At 44.4% G+C, this 21,153-nt stretch carries 20 protein-coding genes; 7 read left to right on the forward strand and 13 right to left on the reverse strand.

Annotated elements, in window-relative coordinates:
* The first annotated feature begins 32 nt into the window (after positions 1 to 32).
* Complete coding sequence (locus AAW31_RS09105; RefSeq protein WP_046851645.1) at positions 33 to 1,043, forward strand: metal-dependent hydrolase; 1,011 nt, start codon at positions 33 to 35, stop codon at positions 1,041 to 1,043.
* A 47-nt stretch (positions 1,044 to 1,090) separates the two neighbouring features.
* Here AAW31_RS09105 and yjgA read toward each other — a convergent pair whose 3' ends face one another.
* On the reverse strand, positions 1,091 to 1,615 hold the full coding sequence (gene yjgA / locus AAW31_RS09110) for a ribosome biogenesis factor YjgA (protein ID WP_046850007.1): 525 nt from the start codon (positions 1,613 to 1,615) through the stop codon (positions 1,091 to 1,093).
* A 139-nt stretch (positions 1,616 to 1,754) separates the two neighbouring features.
* Here yjgA and pmbA point away from each other — a divergent pair, with 139 nt between their 5' ends.
* Positions 1,755 to 3,113 carry a metalloprotease PmbA gene (pmbA, locus tag AAW31_RS09115; RefSeq protein ID WP_046850008.1) on the forward strand — a complete coding sequence of 453 codons (1,359 nt, stop codon included), beginning with the start codon at positions 1,755 to 1,757 and terminating at the stop codon, positions 3,111 to 3,113.
* Positions 3,114 to 3,437: 324 nt separating this feature from the next.
* Here the strand turns inward: pmbA and AAW31_RS09120 are convergent, their stop codons facing one another.
* Positions 3,438 to 3,665: a sulfurtransferase TusA family protein gene (locus AAW31_RS09120; RefSeq protein WP_046850009.1), complete on the reverse strand. Its 228-nt coding sequence runs from the start codon at positions 3,663 to 3,665 to the stop codon at positions 3,438 to 3,440.
* A 134-nt stretch (positions 3,666 to 3,799) separates the two neighbouring features.
* On the opposite strand from AAW31_RS09120, the gene argJ reads away from it, so the two are divergent.
* Genes argJ through AAW31_RS09135 form a run of 3 tightly spaced genes read left to right on the forward strand, consistent with a single transcriptional unit; the run spans position 3,800 to position 6,892 of the window.
* The gene (gene argJ, locus AAW31_RS09125; RefSeq protein WP_046850010.1) at positions 3,800 to 5,029 is read left to right on the forward strand and encodes a bifunctional glutamate N-acetyltransferase/amino-acid acetyltransferase ArgJ; all 1,230 of its coding nucleotides are present in this window, start codon (positions 3,800 to 3,802) and stop codon (positions 5,027 to 5,029) included.
* A gap of 6 nt (positions 5,030 to 5,035) precedes the next feature.
* Positions 5,036 to 5,923: an ATP-binding protein gene (locus AAW31_RS09130; RefSeq protein WP_046850011.1), complete on the forward strand. Its 888-nt coding sequence runs from the start codon at positions 5,036 to 5,038 to the stop codon at positions 5,921 to 5,923.
* Positions 5,924 to 5,941: 18 nt separating this feature from the next.
* Positions 5,942 to 6,892 carry a Nudix family hydrolase gene (locus AAW31_RS09135; RefSeq protein ID WP_046850012.1) on the forward strand — a complete coding sequence of 317 codons (951 nt, stop codon included), beginning with the start codon at positions 5,942 to 5,944 and terminating at the stop codon, positions 6,890 to 6,892.
* A 42-nt stretch (positions 6,893 to 6,934) separates the two neighbouring features.
* Here AAW31_RS09135 and AAW31_RS19800 read toward each other — a convergent pair whose 3' ends face one another.
* The 6 genes from AAW31_RS19800 to AAW31_RS09160 all read right to left on the reverse strand — a co-directional run bounded on the left by AAW31_RS19800 (position 6,935) and on the right by AAW31_RS09160 (position 11,948).
* The gene (locus AAW31_RS19800) at positions 6,935 to 7,135 is read right to left on the reverse strand and encodes a DNA gyrase inhibitor YacG (protein ID WP_082110395.1); all 201 of its coding nucleotides are present in this window, start codon (positions 7,133 to 7,135) and stop codon (positions 6,935 to 6,937) included.
* A gap of 12 nt (positions 7,136 to 7,147) precedes the next feature.
* Positions 7,148 to 7,903 carry a cell division protein ZapD gene (gene zapD, locus AAW31_RS09140; RefSeq protein WP_046850013.1) on the reverse strand — a complete coding sequence of 252 codons (756 nt, stop codon included), beginning with the start codon at positions 7,901 to 7,903 and terminating at the stop codon, positions 7,148 to 7,150.
* A 104-nt stretch (positions 7,904 to 8,007) separates the two neighbouring features.
* Positions 8,008 to 8,628 carry a dephospho-CoA kinase gene (coaE, locus tag AAW31_RS09145; protein ID WP_046850014.1) on the reverse strand — a complete coding sequence of 207 codons (621 nt, stop codon included), beginning with the start codon at positions 8,626 to 8,628 and terminating at the stop codon, positions 8,008 to 8,010.
* Positions 8,629 to 8,631: 3 nt separating this feature from the next.
* Positions 8,632 to 9,492 (reverse strand): prepilin peptidase, encoded by an 861-nt coding sequence (locus AAW31_RS09150; protein ID WP_046850015.1) that lies wholly within the window; start codon positions 9,490 to 9,492, stop codon positions 8,632 to 8,634.
* 32 nt (positions 9,493 to 9,524) lie between these two features.
* Complete coding sequence (locus AAW31_RS09155) at positions 9,525 to 10,748, reverse strand: type II secretion system F family protein (protein WP_046850016.1); 1,224 nt, start codon at positions 10,746 to 10,748, stop codon at positions 9,525 to 9,527.
* A gap of 291 nt (positions 10,749 to 11,039) precedes the next feature.
* Positions 11,040 to 11,948, reverse strand: a complete 909-nt coding sequence (locus AAW31_RS09160; protein WP_046850017.1) for an SDR family oxidoreductase — start codon at positions 11,946 to 11,948, stop codon at positions 11,040 to 11,042.
* Positions 11,949 to 11,992: 44 nt separating this feature from the next.
* Here AAW31_RS09160 and AAW31_RS09165 point away from each other — a divergent pair, with 44 nt between their 5' ends.
* Positions 11,993 to 13,036, forward strand: a complete 1,044-nt coding sequence (locus AAW31_RS09165) for a CDP-6-deoxy-delta-3,4-glucoseen reductase (protein WP_046850018.1) — start codon at positions 11,993 to 11,995, stop codon at positions 13,034 to 13,036.
* Between the two features lie 2 nt (positions 13,037 to 13,038).
* On the opposite strand, the gene AAW31_RS09170 is transcribed toward AAW31_RS09165, so the two are convergent.
* From AAW31_RS09170 to hemC, 4 genes are read right to left on the reverse strand one after another with little or no spacing between them, the layout of a single operon-like run.
* The gene (locus AAW31_RS09170) at positions 13,039 to 14,217 is read right to left on the reverse strand and encodes a heme biosynthesis protein HemY (RefSeq protein ID WP_046850019.1); all 1,179 of its coding nucleotides are present in this window, start codon (positions 14,215 to 14,217) and stop codon (positions 13,039 to 13,041) included.
* Positions 14,214 to 14,990: a uroporphyrinogen-III C-methyltransferase gene (locus tag AAW31_RS09175; protein WP_046850020.1), complete on the reverse strand. Its 777-nt coding sequence runs from the start codon at positions 14,988 to 14,990 to the stop codon at positions 14,214 to 14,216. The genes AAW31_RS09170 and AAW31_RS09175 overlap by 4 nt, the downstream gene beginning before the upstream one ends.
* A 13-nt stretch (positions 14,991 to 15,003) precedes the next feature.
* A complete protein-coding gene (locus AAW31_RS09180; RefSeq protein WP_046850021.1) occupies positions 15,004 to 15,786 on the reverse strand; it encodes a uroporphyrinogen-III synthase in 783 nt (260 codons plus the stop codon).
* Positions 15,787 to 15,795: 9 nt separating this feature from the next.
* The gene (gene hemC, locus AAW31_RS09185) at positions 15,796 to 16,746 is read right to left on the reverse strand and encodes a hydroxymethylbilane synthase (protein ID WP_046850022.1); all 951 of its coding nucleotides are present in this window, start codon (positions 16,744 to 16,746) and stop codon (positions 15,796 to 15,798) included.
* Between the two features lie 122 nt (positions 16,747 to 16,868).
* Between hemC and ppc the strand changes: the two genes are divergently transcribed.
* A complete protein-coding gene (gene ppc / locus AAW31_RS09190; protein ID WP_046850023.1) occupies positions 16,869 to 19,667 on the forward strand; it encodes a phosphoenolpyruvate carboxylase in 2,799 nt (932 codons plus the stop codon).
* Between the two features lie 281 nt (positions 19,668 to 19,948).
* On the opposite strand, the gene AAW31_RS21945 is transcribed toward ppc, so the two are convergent.
* The gene (locus tag AAW31_RS21945; RefSeq protein WP_200899759.1) at positions 19,949 to 20,848 is read right to left on the reverse strand and encodes a hypothetical protein; all 900 of its coding nucleotides are present in this window, start codon (positions 20,846 to 20,848) and stop codon (positions 19,949 to 19,951) included.
* Between the last annotated feature and the right edge of the window lie 305 nt (positions 20,849 to 21,153).

Genomic DNA, 21,153 nt, shown 5'->3' on the forward strand with positions numbered 1-21,153 from the left:
AGCCATCTGTATTTTGTAAATGTTTGTTAAATATGGATCTACTTACTCAAGGATTATTGGGTGCCAGTCTTGCTCAGTCAGGTACGCGACAAAATGAAACGCGTTTAGCGACAGGTGTTGGATTTTTCGCTGGGCTGCTTGCAGATGCGGATATTCTGATTCAGTCAGTGAATGATCCTTTATTAACTGTGGAATTTCATCGCCATTTTACGCATTCCATCTTCTTTGTTCCGTTCGGTAGCTTGATTGCAGCACTTATTCTATGGCCATTTCTCCGGAAACGGTTATTTTTTTCACGCTTATACTTATTCTGTTTTTTGGGTTATAGCTTAAGTGGCGTGCTAGATGCGTTAACCAGTTACGGTACTCATTTATTTTGGCCGGTGAGTGAGGAACGAGTTGCGCTTAATATTGTTTCTGTGATTGATCCCATTTTTACCTTGATACTGCTAATCGCAGTCATTTTTGCCTACAAGAGGAAAGCAATCATGGTTGCGAAAATTGGCTTAATTATCGCAGCTTTTTATCTTGTGCTTGGTTGGGTACAGCTCCAACGAGCTGAAGCCGCTGCGGCTGACTTGGTTGCCTCCAGGGGGCATGTTGCCGAGCAATTGATGGTTAAACCGACTTTAGCCAATTTGATATTGTGGCGTTCGATTTATGAAACCGAAGGAAAATTCTATGTCGATGCGATTCGGGTTAGCCCGTTTTCGCAATCCCGCATCTATCCAGGAGAGTCCATCAAAAAATTCACGATTGATCAGTTTCTGAATCAACTGCCTGAGGAATCCACCTTAGCGAAGGATATTGCCCGTTTTACCATTTTTTCTGCTGGTTTTGTTGCGATTCAGCCTGATCACCCTGAACTTCTGATTGACGTGCGTTACTCAAATTTACCTACTACCATTGCACCCTTATGGGGGATAGAAATGAATCTACAGGATCCTGATCAACATGCAGTGTATCGATTATTCCGGGACACTTCCAAAGAAACACGTCAGAAATTTCTAGCTTACTTGACGGGTGAATCTGTCGATGAATGATCGAGTAAAAATGATGATGTGTGAGGATTCCCGTTTATCTCTTGACATCAATTTAAAGGTGTTTTTTCAGGAATGATGCTGCGTAATTCCTGAAATAGGGCCCGGAAGTTTTTAGGAGGTTTTCCTGCAAGCTTTTCTTTGATGGTATTGCGCACAAGTATTCGCAAACGCTGTAAATCAGCGTTCGGGTATTGCTGTCCAAATTCAGTAAAAGTTGCCTCATCCGCTAGCAGACGCTCGCGCCATCGCTCCAGAAGATGTAACCATGCAGTATGGTGTATGCTTGTACTTCGTACAGAATTAATTTTCTCCTGAATAGGTGCTACGTCAATTTTTCGCATCAGCTTGCCAATATATTGGAGCTGGCGCCGATGCGCTTCATGCTTGGTGATACGTTTAGCTTCAAAGAGGGCATCCTTGAGTATTTCTGGTAAATCAAGCTCAGCTATTTGTTGGAGATCAAGCGTCACTAACTGCTCACCGATATCCTGTAATGCATGCATGGCACGTTTGCGCCGTGTTTTACTGAGCGGAGATTCCTGGTCAGCATCATGTTTTATGTTATTTTGCATGGTGAGCTATGTAATGCAATAACGAGAAGCTGTTATCATATCGCTCTTTGAGCGCTCATTTTATTAAATTTACCTTAAAACGATTATATAACGATTATATTAACTTCGTTGCGGGTTGATTCTCATCAAGCTAATTTATATGAATAACGATATCTCGTCATCTCTACATTTCTCTTATCCTTTTGGAACGCTTCAGCAGATTGCACGCGATATTCTGGACCATGCTCGGAAAGGGGGTGCCAGCGCATGTGAAGCTAATGTCTCTGATGGTTGTGGTTTGAATGTCACAGTTCGACAGGGTGCTGTGGAAACGATTGAGCACACTCGAGACAAAGGATTGTCTGTGACAGTATACATTGGCCAAAAACGTGGTCATGCAAGTACTTCAGATTTTTCTCCACAAGCCATCGGGGATACAGTAACCGCTGCACTTTCTATCGCACGACATACTGCTGCAGATGATTGCGCAGGATTAGCTGACGCGAAGTTACTGGCTACTTCATTTCCTGATCTCGATTTATATCATCCGTGGGGATTATCAGTCGAACAAGCGATTGAGCTTGCGCAAGGTTGCGAAGCAGCGGCGTATGCAATCGATAAGCGCATTAGCAACTCGGAAGGGGCGACTGTATCCATGAATACATCACAGTTCGTCTATGCGAATAGCCATGGGTTTATAGCGGGGTACCCGCTTTCCCGACACAGTATGAGTTGCGCGGTCATTGCCACAGAGCATGATGCGATGCAGCGCGATTATTGGTATACCGTGGCGCGGGATGCAGCTGATCTGGAATCTATCCATGATGTGGGTAAAAAAGCAGGCAAGCGCACTGTCGCGCGTTTGGGAGCGAAAAAAATTGCGACCTGTGAAGTTCCTGTATTATTTGAGGCGCCAGTGGCCTCGAGTCTGATCGGACATTTTACTCAAGCTGTCAGCGGAGCCAGTCTTTATCGTAAATCATCATTCTTGCTGGATAGCCTTGGGAGGCAGGTATTCTCGCCAGATATTCGAATACGTGAAATACCACATATTAAGAAAGGACTAGCGAGCTGTGCTTTTGATGATGAAGGCGTAGCCACGCAGGAACGGAATGTGGTTGAGAACGGGATGGTGCAAGGTTATTTTCTCGGTAGTTATTCAGCACGTAAGCTCGGTTTGCAAACCACTGGCAATGCAGGAGGTAATCATAATTTGATCGTGGAAAACACCGCACCATTGTCATTTCCTGATTTGCTGAAGAAAATGAACAAAGGATTGTTGGTAACAGAATTACTCGGTCAGGGTGTGAATGGGGTAACAGGAGATTATTCACGAGGTGCTACCGGTTTCTGGGTCGAAAACGGAGAGCTAAGTTATCCAGTTGAGGAAATCACTATTGCTGGTAATTTAAAAGAAATGCTGCGTGGAATAATAGGGGTGGGCAGCGACAGAATTGTTCGTGGCTCTAAGCGATGTGGCTCGTTGCTGATAGAGCGTATGACAGTTGCAGGGCATTAAGCCTAATTTATCATTTTTGACTGCTTGTTTGAGTAATTGAATCCATGAATATAGAAGCATTTTTGAAATATTCTCATTTGCCAGAATGGTGAAGCCGCGACGAGGCCTGTCAGATGCACCTTATGCCGCTCCAGACATGAATGCGGCGTTGTTCCCGGTTGCAGGGAACGGTGCTGCGGCTTCATTGCGCTAAGCCTTGCACCTGGACTATTACACGCTACACTCTTCAATTTTGGTCTTTAAGTCACATAGAATGCGGAAGATTACTGAAAAGTTATGAGCATTGAATTTTTAATCTTATTTTTGATGCTCCGATGGAAATGATCATTTCTTTTTTAAGTAAAATAAAAATTCACCGCTCGCTTCAGCTGAGGACAATAGCTGGTTACCCGTTTGTTCGGCAAAAACTTGGAAATCAATGAGAGAAGCAGGATCGGTAGCGACGATTTTGAGTATTTGTCCGCGAGTCATATCTGTCAGAGATTTTTTGGTGCGTAGGATGGGTAATGGACAGACGAGTCCGCGTACATCAAGTTCTTTGTCAAAATTCATACTTCTCCTTTTTTTAAAATATTTACTTAATTTTACCGGCTATGACATAAGGTACCAACTCGCCTGATTTCAGATTATTGGAACCTCCAGCTCAAGATAAGTTACGATAATGCATTTTTTAATCATTTTATTATATGCCAGTTAATATTCCTCCCTTGTTACCTCAACAATTATTACCGATTCGGGGCATATCTCTGGGTATTGCTGAAGCAGGAATTAAACGACCTGATCGGAAAGATCTCTTGGTGATTGCGCTTGATGACAATGTAAAAGTAGCCGGTGTGTTTACTAAGAATCGCTTTTGTGCTGCACCCGTCATCGTGGCGAAGGCACATCTCTCGGCGGCCAGCTCAATTCGTGCATTGGTGATTAATACCGGTAACGCTAATGCCGGTACCGGAGAAGAAGGTATCGCCCATGCACGCGTGACTTGTACTGCGCTGGCTAAGCTGCTTGGCTGCGAGCCCCAGCAAATATTACCGTTTTCTACAGGCGTTATTATGGAACCCTTACCGGTTGACAGAATTATTGCGGGTATGCCTCGAGCCGTGAGCGAACTTAAATGTGATAACTGGTTTGCTGCCGCGCAAGCGATTATGACGACCGATATTGTTCCCAAAGGTATTTCCAGTCAGATTCAAATTAATGGCACTACCATTACAATAACGGGTATAGCCAAGGGTTCGGGTATGATTCATCCAAATATGGCAACCATGCTGGGATATATCGCCACAGATGCCAAGATATCTCAATCGCTATTACAGGAGATGGTACGCCATGTGGCGGATCATTCCTTTAACCGGATTACGGTGGATGGGGATACCTCCACCAATGATGCGTTAGTATTGATAGCAACAGGCAAGGCCAATCACTCGCAGGAGATTGATCGGAAAAGCCCGGAGTTTAATTTGCTGCAAGATACCATAACGGAAGTAGCTGTGAAGCTGGCTCAGATGATTGTACGCGATGGGGAAGGTGCAACTAAATTTATTACAGTGCAGGTAGAAAAAGGTAGCACACAGCAAGAATGTGCACAGGTTGCTTATGCCATCGCGCATTCGCCATTAGTCAAGACCGCTTTCTTTGCATCTGACCCTAATCTGGGGAGAATACTTGCTGCGATTGGGTATGCTGGTATAGACGATCTCGATGTTAACAATATTGAGCTTTACCTGAATGAAGTGTTAGTCGCAGAACAGGGTGGTAGAGCAAAAAACTATTGTGAGGAGGAGGGGCAGCGCGTCATGAAGCAATCTGAGATTACCGTGCGGGTGATATTAAACCGGGGTGTGGCCACAACTAGCATATGGACGTGTGATTTTTCTTACGACTATGTGAAAATCAACGCAGATTATCGCAGCTGATTTGTTATGAATAAGCTTGATTTATTCTACAATCGCTTGGATGAGCTGCTTAGTCGTATCGAAGCCGTGTTTCCTGCTCAGCAGCTCAATACCGATCTTGATGCTGCGATCGCATTTCGATGGCGCAAGCAAGCAAATACTGGGTATCTTCAACCCGTTACCCACCCGCATAACATTGTACTGGATGCATTATATGGCATTGATCAACAAAAGCAGTTAATTGATCAAAATACGTATCAGTTTGTCTTGGGCTATCCCGCGAATAACGTTTTATTGACTGGCGCACGCGGTACCGGAAAATCTTCTTTGGTGAAAGCATTGTTGAACAAATACGCAAACAAGGGATTGCGGCTCATCGAAGTCGAAAAACACGACCTCATTGATTTGCACGATATTGTTGAGCGAATTTTTCAGCGACCAGAGCGTTTTATTGTCTACTGCGATGATTTGTCATTTGAAAGCGATGAGCCAGGTTATAAGGCACTCAAAGTTGTTTTGGATGGCTCAATCGAGATGGCATCTGATAATGTACTTATTTATGCGACTTCCAATCGCCGACATCTGCTGCCTGAAGCTATGCGGGATAACCTTGAGACACGCCATGTGGATGGCGATATTCATCCCAGTGAGACGATTGAAGAAAGGATTTCATTATCCGAGCGTTTTGGCATATGGCTGTCATTTTATTCTTTCGATCAAGCCCAATACTTGGAGATTGTGCGTTACTGGCTTGCTTTCTACGGTATCAAAAAAATGACTGTATCAGCAAGAGAAGAAGCGTTGCGATGGGCGCTTACCCGTGGTTCACGCAGCGGGCGGGTCGCCTGGCAATTCGCGCGAGATTGGGCTGGTAAACGTAAGCTTTATCAGCTTTCGCAAAACAACTCAATGTAACTGTAGGCAAGCAATTTCATGGCTCATTCTTCTCCGTTGGTTGAAGTGGTTGCGGCAGTCATCATTCGGTCAGATGATCATTTTCTGCTAACAAGCAGACCGGAAGGGAAGCCTTATGCAGGCTATTGGGAATTTCCCGGTGGGAAAATGGAAGCGGGCGAATCTGCCTTGCAAGCACTTGACCGGGAGTTGCAAGAAGAGCTCGGTATCCAGATTAAGCAAGCTTATCCCTGGATGAAACGAATATTTACTTATGCGCATGCCACGGTTCGTTTGCATTTTTACCGAGTGGTTGATTGGTCTGGGGAGCCCTTTGGGCGCGAGAATCAGCTGTTATCCTGGCAAACGGTCGATAATCTGTCAGTCACACCTTTGTTGCCGGCTAACTTTCCGGTGCTCCATGCACTTGCTTTGCCCTCCATTTATGCGATTACCAATGCATCGGAGTTGGGTGAAGAAGCTATGCTACACAAGCTTGAGCAGGCTTTGCAGCAAGGCTTGAAGTTTCTGCAGATTCGTGAAAAGACACTGGCAGGGGATAGGTTGCGCTGGTTAGCAGATGAAATTATTCAACGCGCGCATGCTTTCGAGGCTAAGGTGGTCATCAATAGCGATATTTTGCTATCTCGGGAATTGGGTGCGGATGGTGTGCATTTAACTTCTGCACAGTTAATGTCGCTCACTAGCCGACCTGATGTCAATTGGTGCGGCGCTTCTTGTCATAATGCTGAGGAGTTGTATCAGGCAGAGCGCCTGGGTATGGATTTTGTAGTGTTAGGGCCTGTATTGCCCACTGTAAGCCACCCGGGATTAACTGCATTAGGCTGGCAAAAATTTTCTGCATTGATACGCGATTGTTCTTTACCTGTTTATGCGCTGGGTGGCTTAGTTCAGACGGATTTGGCTTTTGCCCTGCAACAGGGAGGTCATGGTATCGCTATGCTGCGAGATGTCTGGACAGATAAATAAATGGCATCATTTGAGCTTATTCACGACTATCAAATTGCAGAATTAACTAAAAGTATCAGATTTCTGGTTAAAAACTTCGTGTTCTTCTTCCTGCTTAGCCTCTGATACACGATAAGATTCTGTTGCCCATTGCGCTAGATCGTGCATTTTGCAACGTTCAGAGCAGAAGGGGCGATAACGGTTTGCTGTGCTCCAGGTGACTGATTTGCCGCATTGAGGACAATTAACAATTGTTGGTTTCATGACTTTAAAGAATTACAAATTACAATAAGCTAACTCAAAATCAATATCTTCCTCGTAGACATTCATTTTCTGATCTGGTTCAAACGGGATAAAACGAATATTAAGCGCATACTTATTCGCGCTGATTTCAGGTACACACGGAATTTCTTTATCGATTTTCAGACGCAGTAGCTGCGCTAAGTGACCTGAATCGGTCTGTTGAAATAAGCCTTGGTAAGCGGTATAACGAAAAATTCTTCCGCTATTTCTCAGCAGCTTTAATATGATGTTAGAACTGCTGCGTATAGGAAGCAAAGGCGCGATCCATTCGCTAAAATCATGATGACGCATTTCAGGCGTTATACTTAGCCAGTAATGATAAGATGGTAAATCAAATTCACATGCTCCGCCTGGTAAATTCATACGTTGTTTGATACTCATTAGCCATTCATTATCACGTAAATGTCCTCCTATTCGGCCTGAGATATTCAGTAAATCTCGGAATGTAACGGTAATATCATTGAGTACACGGTTTAATGCTTCTTCAGAGATTTCCGGATTCTTGCGTAAACCTTCCAACAAGCCTCTTTGTCGTTCCAGCTCCTGCAGCAAATCCGATTTAATATCGGCACGCCCGGTTACATCAAGAATTTCAAACAACGCGACAAGCGCCGCATGATGTTCAACCGGTGTGTCGCGCGCTAAAAAAAAATCAACTTTGTTAAATAAATCTTCAAGTCGCAACAAAGTGCGAATACGTTCATTAAGCGGGTGTTCGTAGCAAATCACGGTAATTATGATACTGAAAGTAATAATAGCAGAATGGAATCATACGCGATCAAACATCATTTCTGTAGAAAGTTTGATGCTTAAGCCAATACGAATAGGGTCAATTAAGCAGGTTTATTCAATTTATCCTTTGATAAGGCAAGATATTTTAGGTGGAGCCTTTCCACTTGCTTCTGCAGATAATCAAGATCCTGATCATTGATAATGATGTCATCCGCTTGCATGAGACGTTCTTTTCGTGAAACTTGTGTTGCCATAATAGCGTGTATTTCTTGTTCGTCCAACTTGCTGCGAGCAATGGTACGTGAAATCTGTAATTGTTCCGTACAATCAATGACCAGAATTCGATGGACTAGTTCTTGAAAAGCCTTTGCTTCCAACAGTAATGGCACAACAATGACAAGATAAGCAGAAGTCGCAAACTGAATACGACGGACTACTTCCTGGTAAATAAGCGGATGTAGGATAGCTTCCAGTTCGTTCTTGAAAATAGGATTTAAAAACACTAGCTTACGCATTTTACCGCGGTCTAGAGAACCATCTTTGCTAATAAAGCTTGTGCCAAATGTTTTTTTGATGAGGCTCATTGCTTTGCCTCCAGGCAAGGTTAATTCATGTGCGATTTCATCCGTATCAATGATGTCAATACCATGGGCAGCAAAATATTTTGTAGCCATAGATTTACCACAACCAATTCCGCCAGTTAAACCGATGATCAAAGGCATGCACTAAAATAAACCAAAGTAAGCGTGATTAATCTTATTCCCCCAGAATAAGGCAATCAAACCTCCGGCAGCAAGATAGGGGCCAAATGGAATGGTAGTATTTCTTTGAAATTTATTGGTAATTATCAATATGAAACTAATAACTCCTCCTGCAAATGAGGAAAATAGAATGACTAATGGTAACATTTGCCAGCCTAGCCATGCACCAATTGCGGCGAGTAATTTGAAATCACCATAACCCATTCCTTCTTTGCCCGTAATCAGTTTGAATCCCCAATAAATAGTCCATAGAACAAGATAACCGGCAACTGTGCCTATAATAGCTGATCGAATTTCAATAAAACCATTATCCAGATTAAATAAAAGCCCGATCCAGAGTAAAGGTAATGTAATCGTATCGGGTAATAATTGGCTCTCCAAATCGATAAAGGTAAGGGCAATCATCGCCCAAATAAACAACAAGGCGGCGATAGTAGTCAAGCCAAATCCGAAGTGCCATGCCGTAAAGCCGCTCATAATGCCTGTAAATCCTTCGACAATGGGGTAGCGAAGGGAAATACGCGTATTGCATTGTGAACAGTATCCTTTTAGGAATAAATAACTGATGAGGGGAATATTTTCGAGTACGGTAATTCTATGCTCACATTGAGGGCAAGTAGAGCGAGGTATGACCAGATTGAAAACCGGTGAATGATGAATATTCTCTCCCCGTAATTCAGCACATTGTTGGTGCCATGCTCGTTCCATCATTCTGGGAAGCCGGTAAATGACTACATTCAAAAAACTACCCACTATTATTCCAATGATAGTGCTAAAAGCGATAAAAATTGCCGATGAATGCTGAAGAGAATCGGTTAATGTCATGTATTGATTATCTGATTGGTTATAAACAGCAACTAGCCAACGACTTGGCCCATTTTGAAGATAGGTAAGTACATGGCGACAACCATGCCCCCGATGAGGGTGCCAAGGACTACCATGATCACGGGTTCCATCAGGCTGGAGAGCGCTTCTACCGCATTATCTACCTCTGCTTCAAAAAAATCTGCGATTTTACTTAACATCGAATCCAGAGAACCAGATTCTTCTCCAATGGCTACCATTTGTAGAACCATGTTAGAAAAGACGTTAGTCTGCGTCATCGCATCTACTAAGCTACTCCCTGTACTTACTTCTATCTGAATTTTTTTAGTCGCATCAAAATAAATGTGGTTCCCTGCAGCACCTGCAACTGAGTCCATTGCTTCAACGAGTGGAACGCCTGCAGCAAACATGGTGGAAAGCGTGCGAGCCCAGCGTGCCACCGTCGCTTTCCTGATCACCTCTCCAAAAATAGGTAATCTCAATACAAGCCGGTCCATAATACGTTGCATAGCTGTTGAACGTTTCCATATATAAAAGAAAGCATAAAGCCCCAACCCTATTCCGCCAAATATTGCCCACCAATAATCGACAAAGAAATCCGAAAGAGCCATAATCATTAACGTCGGTGCTGGGAGATCCGCGCCAAAATTCTGGAATAATTCTTTGAAGGCAGGAATAACAAAAATCATGATGACTGCTGTAATGATAAAGGCAACTACTATAATGGATATGGGGTAAAATAGCGCGGATTTAATTTTTCCTTTGATTGCCTGAATTTTTTCCTTATAAGTCGCTAAGCGATCTAACAAATCATCAAGGATACCCGCTGCTTCTCCTGCTGCCACAAGATTACAAAACAAGGCATCAAAGTAGAGTGGATATTTTCGAAAAGCATTTGCCAGACTACTCCCTGTTTCAATATCCATTTTTATATCCATCAATAATTTACCGACTGCCTGATTACTATGCCCCTTGCCTACGATATCGAAGGCTTGTAACAGAGGAACGCCAGATTTCATCATGGTGGCAAGCTGGCGCGTAAACAAAGTAATGTCTTTATCCCTGATGGTTCCCTTTATTTTGGTTTTAGTCACTTTTGTGACGCGGATACCCTGGCGGCGTAGAGTAGAGGTAACAACGATAGCACCTGCTGCGCGCATTTCTCCTTTAACTACTTTGCCAGATCTGTCTTTACCTTCCCATGAGAAGCTCGTTTCTTTGACTTTCTTATCCGGACGCCCTATCACAGCCGACATACTAAACCTCCTTGTTATCCCAATATTATTTATTATCTTAAAGGCAGTTTCTTAGGATAATTCCATAAAACTCAAGATTGCTGAGTTTGCTCATTTCATTAAAAATACTGCCAGATATTGGAATTTAACGGCAATTTTTAATGATTAATTTAGCTTCTCTGCGTGGAGGAAATGGTTTTTACCACTGTAAATGTTCGTCAGATTCACGTTGTATTCCATTTCTAAATCAAAACTGACTTTGCCGGCTTCACCTTGCCGTATGATTGATATTGTCTGCAGCTCGCCTTCACATCATTTTTGATTGAGAAATGGAAGTAAACATGCCTTGGCAATACCGCTACTAATAGTAGGATAAAGTAACTTGATATGTAGTTCTTGTTTTATGCGAGCATTGGTTAAGCGGCGCGATTCATTCATGAAGGACATCAGGCTAGGCGATATATATTTATTTGCTTGGAAGCGAGCAATTCTGGGTGGGCGTGGTAAGCTAAAATGATCAGCCACCAGATCAAAATAATCACCCATTTTTAAATGTGAATCATCGCTTGCATGATAAACCCTACCTGCTTTTCCATAATGAAGAGTTGCGACAATAATACGTGCCAGATCATCTGCATGAATATGGTTGGTATAGCTGTCTTCATCTGCTAAAAGTACGGGGGTACCTTGTCGTAGACGTGCAAGAGGCAAGCGATCAGCCGCATAAATTCCAGGGACGCGAATAATGGAAACTGACACACCATTGCGTATTCCCCAATTTCTAATTTGTCTTTCTGCATCCACACGTCGCCAGGCGCGCTCGTTAGTTGGATTGAGTGGATGGTTTTCGCTTACCCATTCGCCTTGGCAATCACCATAGACTCCACTGGTACTGATATAGATTAGCCGTTGTGGTAGTATTCTCCTTTTTGCTAATGTTCGCCGATGCAGAGTTGCTAACAGATGGGTGGTGCGTGAATCTTTTAAACCATAACCGGGCGGTGGAGCTAAATAGAGTATCGCGTGTGCCATGCCTGCAAGTCTGCCGAGGCTGTCGGGCTGATCAAGGTCACCGGGTATGGGTGTAATTCTGTGAGTACGTAATTTACCGGAATTTTCCGGTTTTCGACACAAACCTAGCAGTCGGTAGCGTTTATGTAGCAGCGGCGCTATTCGTAAGGCGATGTCGCCACATCCTATAATCAAAAGCGTTTTTTTCATTATTACTTATTTTATCAATAGTTTTTTCATTTATTCACGAGAAAATGTCGTATCAAATCATTATTAAGCCGAGTGATCATATTTTTACTGTAGAACCTCACGAAACGATACTTGAAGCTGCATTGCGGCAAGGATTCTCCCTTCCTTACGGTTGTCGTAACGGTTCATGTGGGGCATGCAAAGGAAAAATCATGCAAGGTAGGGTTGATTACGGCAGATATAATCAAGAAACGCTTACAGATACTGAGAAGCAGCATGGTTTGGCGTTGTTTTGCTGTGCTAAGCCTTTATCTGATTTGGTTATCGAATGTCGTGAAGTAGATGCTATTAAGGATATTAAAATCAGGATCATGCCAAGTCGCGTGCATAAACTGGAGCGTGCTGCACCAGATGTGATGATCATATACTTAAAACTACCTACAAACGAACGACTGCAATTTCTTCCAGGTCAATATATCGATATTCTGTTGAAAGATGGAAAGCGTCGAAGTTTTTCGTTGGCTAATGCGCCCCATGATGATGAATTTTTGCAGATTCATGCACGCAAATATCCTGGTGGCGTATTTTCAGAGCATGTTTTCTCGCATATGAAAGAGAGAGATATCCTTCGTTTCGAAGGCCCTTTGGGTTCTTTTGTTCTACGCAATAATTCTGTTGCTCATCCCATTATTTTTCTTGCCAGTGGTACTGGCTTTGCTCCTGTAAAAAGCATACTCGAGCATATTTTTTATACTGAAAACAATCATAAGCACAACAGAAAAATGATCCTTTACTGGGGAGCGCGTACCAAGGCAGATCTTTATCTAGAAAAATTAGCAAAGGAATGGGAGCAACAGCATAAAAATTTTACTTTTATTCCGGTACTGTCAGATGCCCTACCGACAGATAACTGGACTGGCAGATCTGGATTGGTGCATAGAGCAGTAATTGAAGATTTTGAGAGCCTGGCAGACTACCAAGTATATGCTTGTGGCTCGCCGCTTATGATTAAAGCTGCTTATCAAGATTTTACACAATTTAAAAATATGCGAACCGAAAATTTCTTCTCTGATATATTTTCTCCTTCGACAAGCAATCCTGTCGAATAAGTTTAACTATTCAATTTCTTTAATGTAAACCCTAATCCTTTATGATAATGATCTGCAGCCAGCTCAGGTTTATCCAGTTTTTCGAATAATTGCGCTAAAGCCAGATGAGCGGCACGGCTTGGCTCAATTGACAAGCTTGCTTCGAGATAATTTTGTGCTTTACCCCATAGTTCACAGTAAGTGCATAATTTTCCTAGCGTGAGTAATAATTCAGCATTGTTAGGATGCTTGCTTAGCCAACCTTCCGCTCGCTGGATTTGCCAGCTTACACTGCCATACAGGCAATTAGCATAAAGTGTAATTAATTCTGGATCTAACTTGGCATCAATGCTTTGTTCAATAATTTTTTGAGCGGTTGATACCTCATTCAATGCCATATAAGCACGAGCGGCTACTGCAGCCAATCTGCTATCCAGTCTTTCTGCTGGGTATAATTTGTTCCAGTATTTATTAAGTAATTCTAAATTCGAACCATATTTCTTAATATTCTCTACATGAGCATGATGCTTGATGTGTTCGATTAATGTCCTGTCAACGGGATAGCGTTTTTCAAGAATATCCGTCAACTCTAAAACTTCATCCCAATGTTGGGCCATCTGCTGTGCTTTTAATTCCAATTGAAGAACAGCTGTGCTTTGTAGTCCACCGATTGAGTAAAGGGATCGTAACGCATTTAACGCTTCTTCATGACGTCCCTCTTCAAGTAATAATTCTGCTTGGGTTACCAGCCTTAATGCTTTTTCTTGAGGAGCTTTTTGTTCCGCAATATTTAGATAATGGTCACGTTGTGAATAATTTCCTTGTCGATGAGCTGCGTGCGCTGCAATAACAGCATTAACCGCGCTAATGACAGGAGGACTTTTTAATTTTAATACTGTTGCTGCAGCTTTCTCTGCTTTATCATAGTGCTCCTCAAAAAATGTTTTTACAGCAGCAAGCATGGATTCCCTAATTTTTTTATGATGTAAGTGTCTCTTTAATCCCAGTATTCTTGCTATCAATCTGACTAACAGATAGAAAATAAAGAAAGCAGCAATCAATGAAATGATAAAAATATTGATCGTAAGTTCAATCTTGTAAGGTGGCACGATGATTAGTACAGAGCCGTTGTTATATTGAGCGGCAATTACAACTGCTACTGCCGCAGCAAATAGAGCTAACACCCAGAGCACCAGTTTCATTTACTCTCCTCATCACGTTTAAGCTGATAAATCTGCACGATATCAAAACGTCGTGAAACATCGGATAGTGCCTTATCAATTGTATAATTATGTATTTGATCTAATTGATTCAGTAGATCGGTAACAGATTCTGTTTGTTTGTCATAGTAACGATTGATCAATTCTGTTGCAGTCTCCAGGCTTGTTTGGAAATTTGTTTGATCGTGAGAAAGCAGGAAAACTTGTGCCAATAACAATTGTAGTTTTATTTTTTCTTGTAGAAGTTCGCGCTGAGAAGGCGATAGCAAATCAATTTCCGGGCTATCCACCTTCTGAATCACTATAAACTGCTGAAGATCTCGCTGAATATCATTAATGAATTGATAGCCACGATTATCTTTTGCTGCGGATTGTTTAAATGGAAGATCAACTTTAGTTAAATGAGCATCCATCGCTAACGGTAATGCATCAATTTTCTCGTTCAGATTGGAGAGCTTTTCCAGTGCTTCCCGTTGCTCGAGAGAAGTAACCGCTGTTGCACGTAGTTCATTAAGCTGTTGTTGAGTTTCTTGTTGAGCGGTTTGCACTTCAGAGATAAGCTTACGTGGTTTCTTGCCCAAAAAATCAACATTGGTCAAATATTCCGATATGGATCGTTGAATATCAGTAATGTGACCTCGCCTATCTGCCCATTGCCATGCCAAGAAAGCAATAGCTACAAGAATAATAAAAAATAGAACTAAAATACTCAGGTGTGATGATTTCGGTGGAGCCGTGTTAATCTCTCTATTCATGATTTTCGAGAAGTTAATTTTTAATTGATAGAAAATATTCCAGCAATCCTTGTACTAATCCATCATCTCCAGCAGCAGTAACGTGTATATTGGTAAGGCCAAGTTCTTTTGCAAAACAAGCAATGCGTTCATGCGCAGTGAACAAAGGTGTTTTTTTAAGTAATTGTTGGCCAACTTTACCTATCATGTCAAATAAATTATGTAATCCTTCACTGCTTGTCACTGTAACGGCATGTAATGCATTATTTGTCCAACTGTCCAGCAGGGGTGATACCTCTATTTTAGGCTTGTCACGGCGATAGCATTCAATATATTCTAAATGAGCTCCTCGTTGGATCAAGGTCTCACCCAATAATTTTCGTCCATCATTCCCGCGGAAAATAACAATATTCTTATCTAATACGTGCTGCAATTCCGGCATTCCGAGCAGGGCTTCGCTGTCATAGCGGCTGGATGGCACAATAATGTTTTTTATTCCGTACTGTCTGAGCTTATTGGCACTTCCTTCTCCCACTACGGCAATTTTCAGGTTGGGTGGTAAGGTTCTGTGAGCCTGGATCAAGGGGACCGCTTTATCAACTGCATTTGGGCTAACGAAAATGGCCAGATCAAATTCATCGAGACGGCTAATCACCTTAAGAAGAGGCTGAGGATTATTGGTGTCGGATATCTCCAGAACAGGAAATAATACCGGGTTGCCACCCTTTTTCTTGATTTCATTGATCAGATGGGAGGCTTGATGTGCCGGGCGTGTGACTAAAACGTATAATCCTGCTAGTGGTTGCGTTTCTGGCAAGCGGCACCTTCAATCATGGGGTTGCACCAAAGTTGCTAAAATTTCATCAGCACCTTGTTTCCTGAGACTCTCTGCTAATCGCTGACCAAGCGTCATGCCATCTTCTGGCTTACCGCTTAATTCATCATTTACCATGTTCGTTCCATCAGGATTCGCGACAAAACCCCGTAATGTGAGCACATCATCTGTGATTTCTGCAAAACCTCCCAGTGGCACCTGGCAGCTTCCTCCCAACACGCGGCTCATGGCTCGCTCTGCTTCAACACAATAGGCGGTTTCAGCATGATGTAAAGGTTGCATCAGTAATGCTAAATCAGCTCGATCATCGCGGCATTCTATGCCAAGCGCACCTTGTCCAACTGCCGGTAAGCTTATTTCGGGTTCAAGTAATGAAGTAATACGATAAGTCAGTTCCAAGCGCTTCAGTCCAGCTGCTGCTAAAATAATGGCGGCAAATTGCCCTTCATCCAGTTTGCGTAATCGGGTTTGCACATTTCCACGCAAGGGTTGGACTTGTAAATGTGGATAGCGTGCGCGTAACTGAGATTCGCGTCTTAGACTGGAAGTGCCGACGATACTCCCCGCGGGCAATTCGTCAGGATGAGTATATTTATTTGAAACAAACGCATCGCGAGGATCTTCACGTTCAGTGATAGCCGCCAGCATGAATCCTGGTGGCATATTCATCGGCACATCTTTCATCGAGTGCACAGCAATATCTGCACGACCATCTTCCAGTGCCTGTTCGAGTTCCTTAATAAATAGCCCCTTACCGCCAATTTTTGAAAGAGAAATATCAAGAATTTGATCGCCTTGTGTGGTCATGCCAAGTATGTTGATTTCGGATTGCGGGTATAATTCACGTAATCGATCCCGAATATAATTGGCTTGCCACATGGCAAGGAGGCTTTCACGAGAGGCAATAGTAATTTTAGAAGGGGGAGTAAATGAATTTGACATTAATTCTAATATGAAAAGATTACAAAACTTTCAGAAACGAGTCATTTTAGCATGGTCCATCATGGTATGGACAATAGCATACGTGAATTACCAGAATTTTATTAGATGGGAGATACATTGAGATGAGTTCTGACGCTGGTGTAAGTGTTTATTCTGACAACAATATGAGCGAGGAAAAGGATAAGCCTTTGCGTGAGGACATCCGTATGCTTGGTCGCATGCTGGGGGATACTTTGCGGGAGCAGGAAGGGGAGGCAACGTTTGAATTGGTCGAAACCATTCGTCAAACGGCAGTTCGCTTTCGTCGTGAACAAGATCCCAAAGCGCGTCAAGAGCTTGACATGATCTTGAACCGGTTAAGCAATAAGGCAACGATCGCGGTCGTGCGCGCCTTTAGTTATTTTTCACTGCTCTCCAATATTGCGGAGGATCTGCATCATAACCGGCGGCGGCGAGCTCATTTGCGCCAAGGATCTTCACCTCAGCCCGGCAGTGTTACGCTCGCACTGGAACGTGTGCTGGCAAGTGGCATAGATAACGCGAGCTTGGATAATTTTTTTGCTCAAGCAATGATCTCTCCGGTATTGACGGCTCATCCTACCGAGGTTCAGCGTAGGAGCATACTCGATTGTCAATTGACTATTCAGCGCTTATTGCAGGAACGCGACCGTATCCAGCTCACGCCTAACGAATTGCGCCACAATGAAGAAGCGTTGCGTGCTGCCATTCAGATTCTATGGCAAACCCGTATGCTGCGGTCAGTACGTCTTACCGTTCATGATGAAATTGAGAATGGCCTTATTTATTATACTTATACCTTCCTGAGCCAAGTACCTTATATCTATGCCAAGATCGAGGATCTGCTGGAGCGTCATAAGGGTAAAGAGGCGCCCCATGTGGCCTCTTTTTTGCGTATAGGTAGTTGGATAGGTGGTGACCGGGATGGCAACCCTTTTGTGACGCATCAGGTTATGTTGCATGCGGCAGAGCGCCAAGCCACGCTCGTATTCGATTTTTATATGGACGAAGTCAGCAAGATTGGGCGGACCATGAGTCTGGCTGAGCGTCTGATCCATGTAAGTGAGGAACTTGAGCAATTAGCTGCTGCTTCGCCAGATATTCCTGCGAGCCGCATTGATGAGCCATATCGACGAGCATTCCTCGGCATTTATGCACGTTTGGCTGCAACCAGTCGGCAACGTGGGCTTGCAGCGATGCCACGAGAGCCAGTCAATCCAACAGAACCTTATGCAGACAGTGCAGAGTTTATCCATGATCTTGATGTCGTGATCGATTCACTCAAGCAGCACAGATCAGATTGGCTGGCGCGCGGTGCATTGCGTAATTTACGGCGAGCAGTGGATGTATTTGGATTCCACCTGGCCTCACTTGATATGCGGCAGCATAGTAAAGTACATGAGCAGGTTGTTGCGGAGCTATTTGCGCGTGGCACTCGTCGGGATAATTATCTCGAGCTGTCGGCGAGTGAGCGTATGAAATGGCTATTGGCAGAAATCAGTAGCCTGCGATTACTCCATTCCCCTTATTTGACCTACTCCGAACCGACACAAAGTGAATTGCGAATTTTGCAAATGGCAGCAGAAATCCAGCGCCGCTTTGGTCATGCTGCGCTGCCAAATTACATTATTTCCATGACAACAGGTGTCATCAATATCCTGGAGGTCGCACTATTATTGAAAGAGGCGGGTTTACTTCGGGCGGGCGAGAAGCCGCAGTTGGGTCTGAATATTATTCCATTATTTGAAACCATTGAGGATTTACGCAGTTGCAGCACCGTTATGGATGAATTATTTTCATTGCCATACTACCGAAAATTGCTGGATTCGCGTGGCAATGTACAGGAAGTCATGCTCGGCTATTCGGATAGTAACAAAGATGGGGGCTTTCTTACTTCCAACTGGGAAATATACAAAGCTGAAATTGAATTGACGAAAATTTTTGCCAAGCACCAGGTGGAACTACGCTTGTTTCACGGACGCGGCGGGACGGTTGGACGCGGTGGCGGCCCCAGCTATCAAGGGATCATGGCGCAACCCCCGAGCAGTGTGAACGGGCAGATACGGTTGACCGAACAGGGAGAGGTTGTGGCGAGTAAATATACGGATCCTGAAATAGGACGCCGCAATCTGGAAACATTGGTGGCGGCAACGATTGAGGCGACATTGCTGAGTCATGATGCCATCCAGGAAAATGCTGCGCACTATTACCATGTCATGGAAACGCTCTCATCCTCTGCATTTGCAGTCTATCGCAATCTGGTATACGAAACGCCCGGTTTCAAACAATTTTTCCAGGAATCCACCCCGATCCGGGAAATCGCCGGGTTGCACATTGGTAGTCGGCCTTCTTCCCGTAAACCTTCTGATCGAATTGAAGATTTACGGGCTATTCCCTGGGTATTCAGCTGGAGTCTCAATCGTACCATGCTGCCAGGATGGTATGGTTTTGGTTCAGCGGTGGAAGCATTCGTTCAGCAGGCGCAAGGGGAGGAAACCGGATTACAATTATTACAAGAGATGTATCAAAAATGGCCCTTTTTGCAAACCTTGTTATCGAATATGGATATGGTGTTGGCAAAAACCGATATGGGGATTGCCTCGCGCTACGCTGAGTTAGTCACTGATGCCACCTTGCGTAACCAAATCTTTGGGCGCATCCAGGCAGAATGGGAACGTAGCGTAAAATGGTTGTTTGCAATCACAGGACATACAGCGTTGCTGCAGGAAAATCCTACCTTGGCGCGCAGCATTCGTATTCGCACGCCTTATATCGATCCGCTTAACCATTTACAAATAGAGTTGCTGCGTCGTTATCGTGCGGGGGATGATGTAGAGCAAGTACACCGCTCCATTCATCTTACGATAAATGGCGTCGCAGCAGGGCTGAGAAATAGCGGTTAAGTCAGGCAGCTAAACTGGTGCAAGGATGTGATGAAAAATTTTGCATACGGTTGAAAGTTGTAGCGCTGTAGATGGGTTGGGGCGCGTATTTTAAGGGATATAGCCATTCTGCACAGATCGGCTGTAGATGAATCGTAGCAAAGTTTCACAAGAGCGCTCTCCGGACGCTACTCGGATGCTATCGGGGCGCTATCGTCTTTATGAAACCTTGCGAAGATAGCCTGCCGCCTCACATGGCTGCTGCTCAACGAAATACTTGAGCGGTTCAAGCCGGTCCAACCTCATCCTGCCTTGAACACCTTCATCACTTCATCACATAAGTGGTTGATCACCTTCACCGCAATACGGCCTGATTGAGGCTTGGTGAAAGGCCGTGAGCAGTTGCTGTTGAGGATAGCCCACGCTTCTTCGTTGACCTCGGCTTTCAAGGTGGTCTTGAGCGCTTTATACGGATCGTTCTGGCCGAGGAAGTAAGCATGGCGCACGAAAAAGCTTTCGCCGTTATAGTCGGTATCGATGAACCAGCAGGCGATGCCTTCGGCGCCATCGCTGCGGATGTCACCTGTACTGGGGTCAAACACATCGACCCCATTTACTTTCACGCGAATAAGACCATTTTCTTCCTTGTGGATTTCGATGTCGGGTTCGCCGAAAATGACGAACAGATTGCCCTTGCCGGTGGCCTTGAGTTCGCCAGCCATGTGCAGGTCAGCATTCATGCGCGCCTTGAGGATCGGGATGCGGCCCAGCTTGTGGAATTCGCTGGCCTGCGCCTCATAGTTGAAGGCGCAGGCAATGAGCACATCAAAGCCGGCATCGCCTGCTTCGCGCGCAGCATCGACCAGATCAGGGCGGGAAACGGTGCCGAACTCGGGGCCGATAAAAATGCCTGCACGCTTTTCGCGCATTTCACCTGCCACCCCTTCCGCGTATTTGCCTTCGGCGCAAATATAATTGCCTGGCCAGCCGGTAATGGCAGTGAAGGTGATGCGGTCTTCCTTGTGCGCCTGCTGCACGCCGGCGGTTTTGAGGTTTTCCAGAATCATCTGCTCGAAACGATGACCCGTCGCATACTCGGCATCGGGTTGTGCCATCTTGTACGGATCGATCAGCTCATCATTCTCATCCACTCCCAGCACACGGTGGGGACTCAGACTTTCTACGGTAAATGGCCCGGCCACGCGCACCTTCTTTTTATCCTCATAGGGTTTGTCGTAGAGATATTCATACTCAGCCTTGGCGGCGATGGAAACATCGATTTCCTTCTGCCGGGCGATGCGCGTCTGCCACCACTGCGTATGTAAGGCCTCTGCTACTTTCGTCGCCCCGGCGAAGGCCGGGGCCCAGTCCTTGGCGGCTTGCTGGATTCCGGTTCCCGGATGAAAGCACCCCGGGGCAAGCTTTGCTGGAACGGCTTGGGAGAGGTCACGCGGAATTTACCATTCTTCCCAGGAGGTACCCAATGCCTTATTCAACTGCGCACGCA

It is taken from the genome of Nitrosomonas communis, from assembly GCF_001007935.1.
GTDB lineage: Bacteria > Pseudomonadota > Gammaproteobacteria > Burkholderiales > Nitrosomonadaceae > Nitrosomonas > Nitrosomonas communis.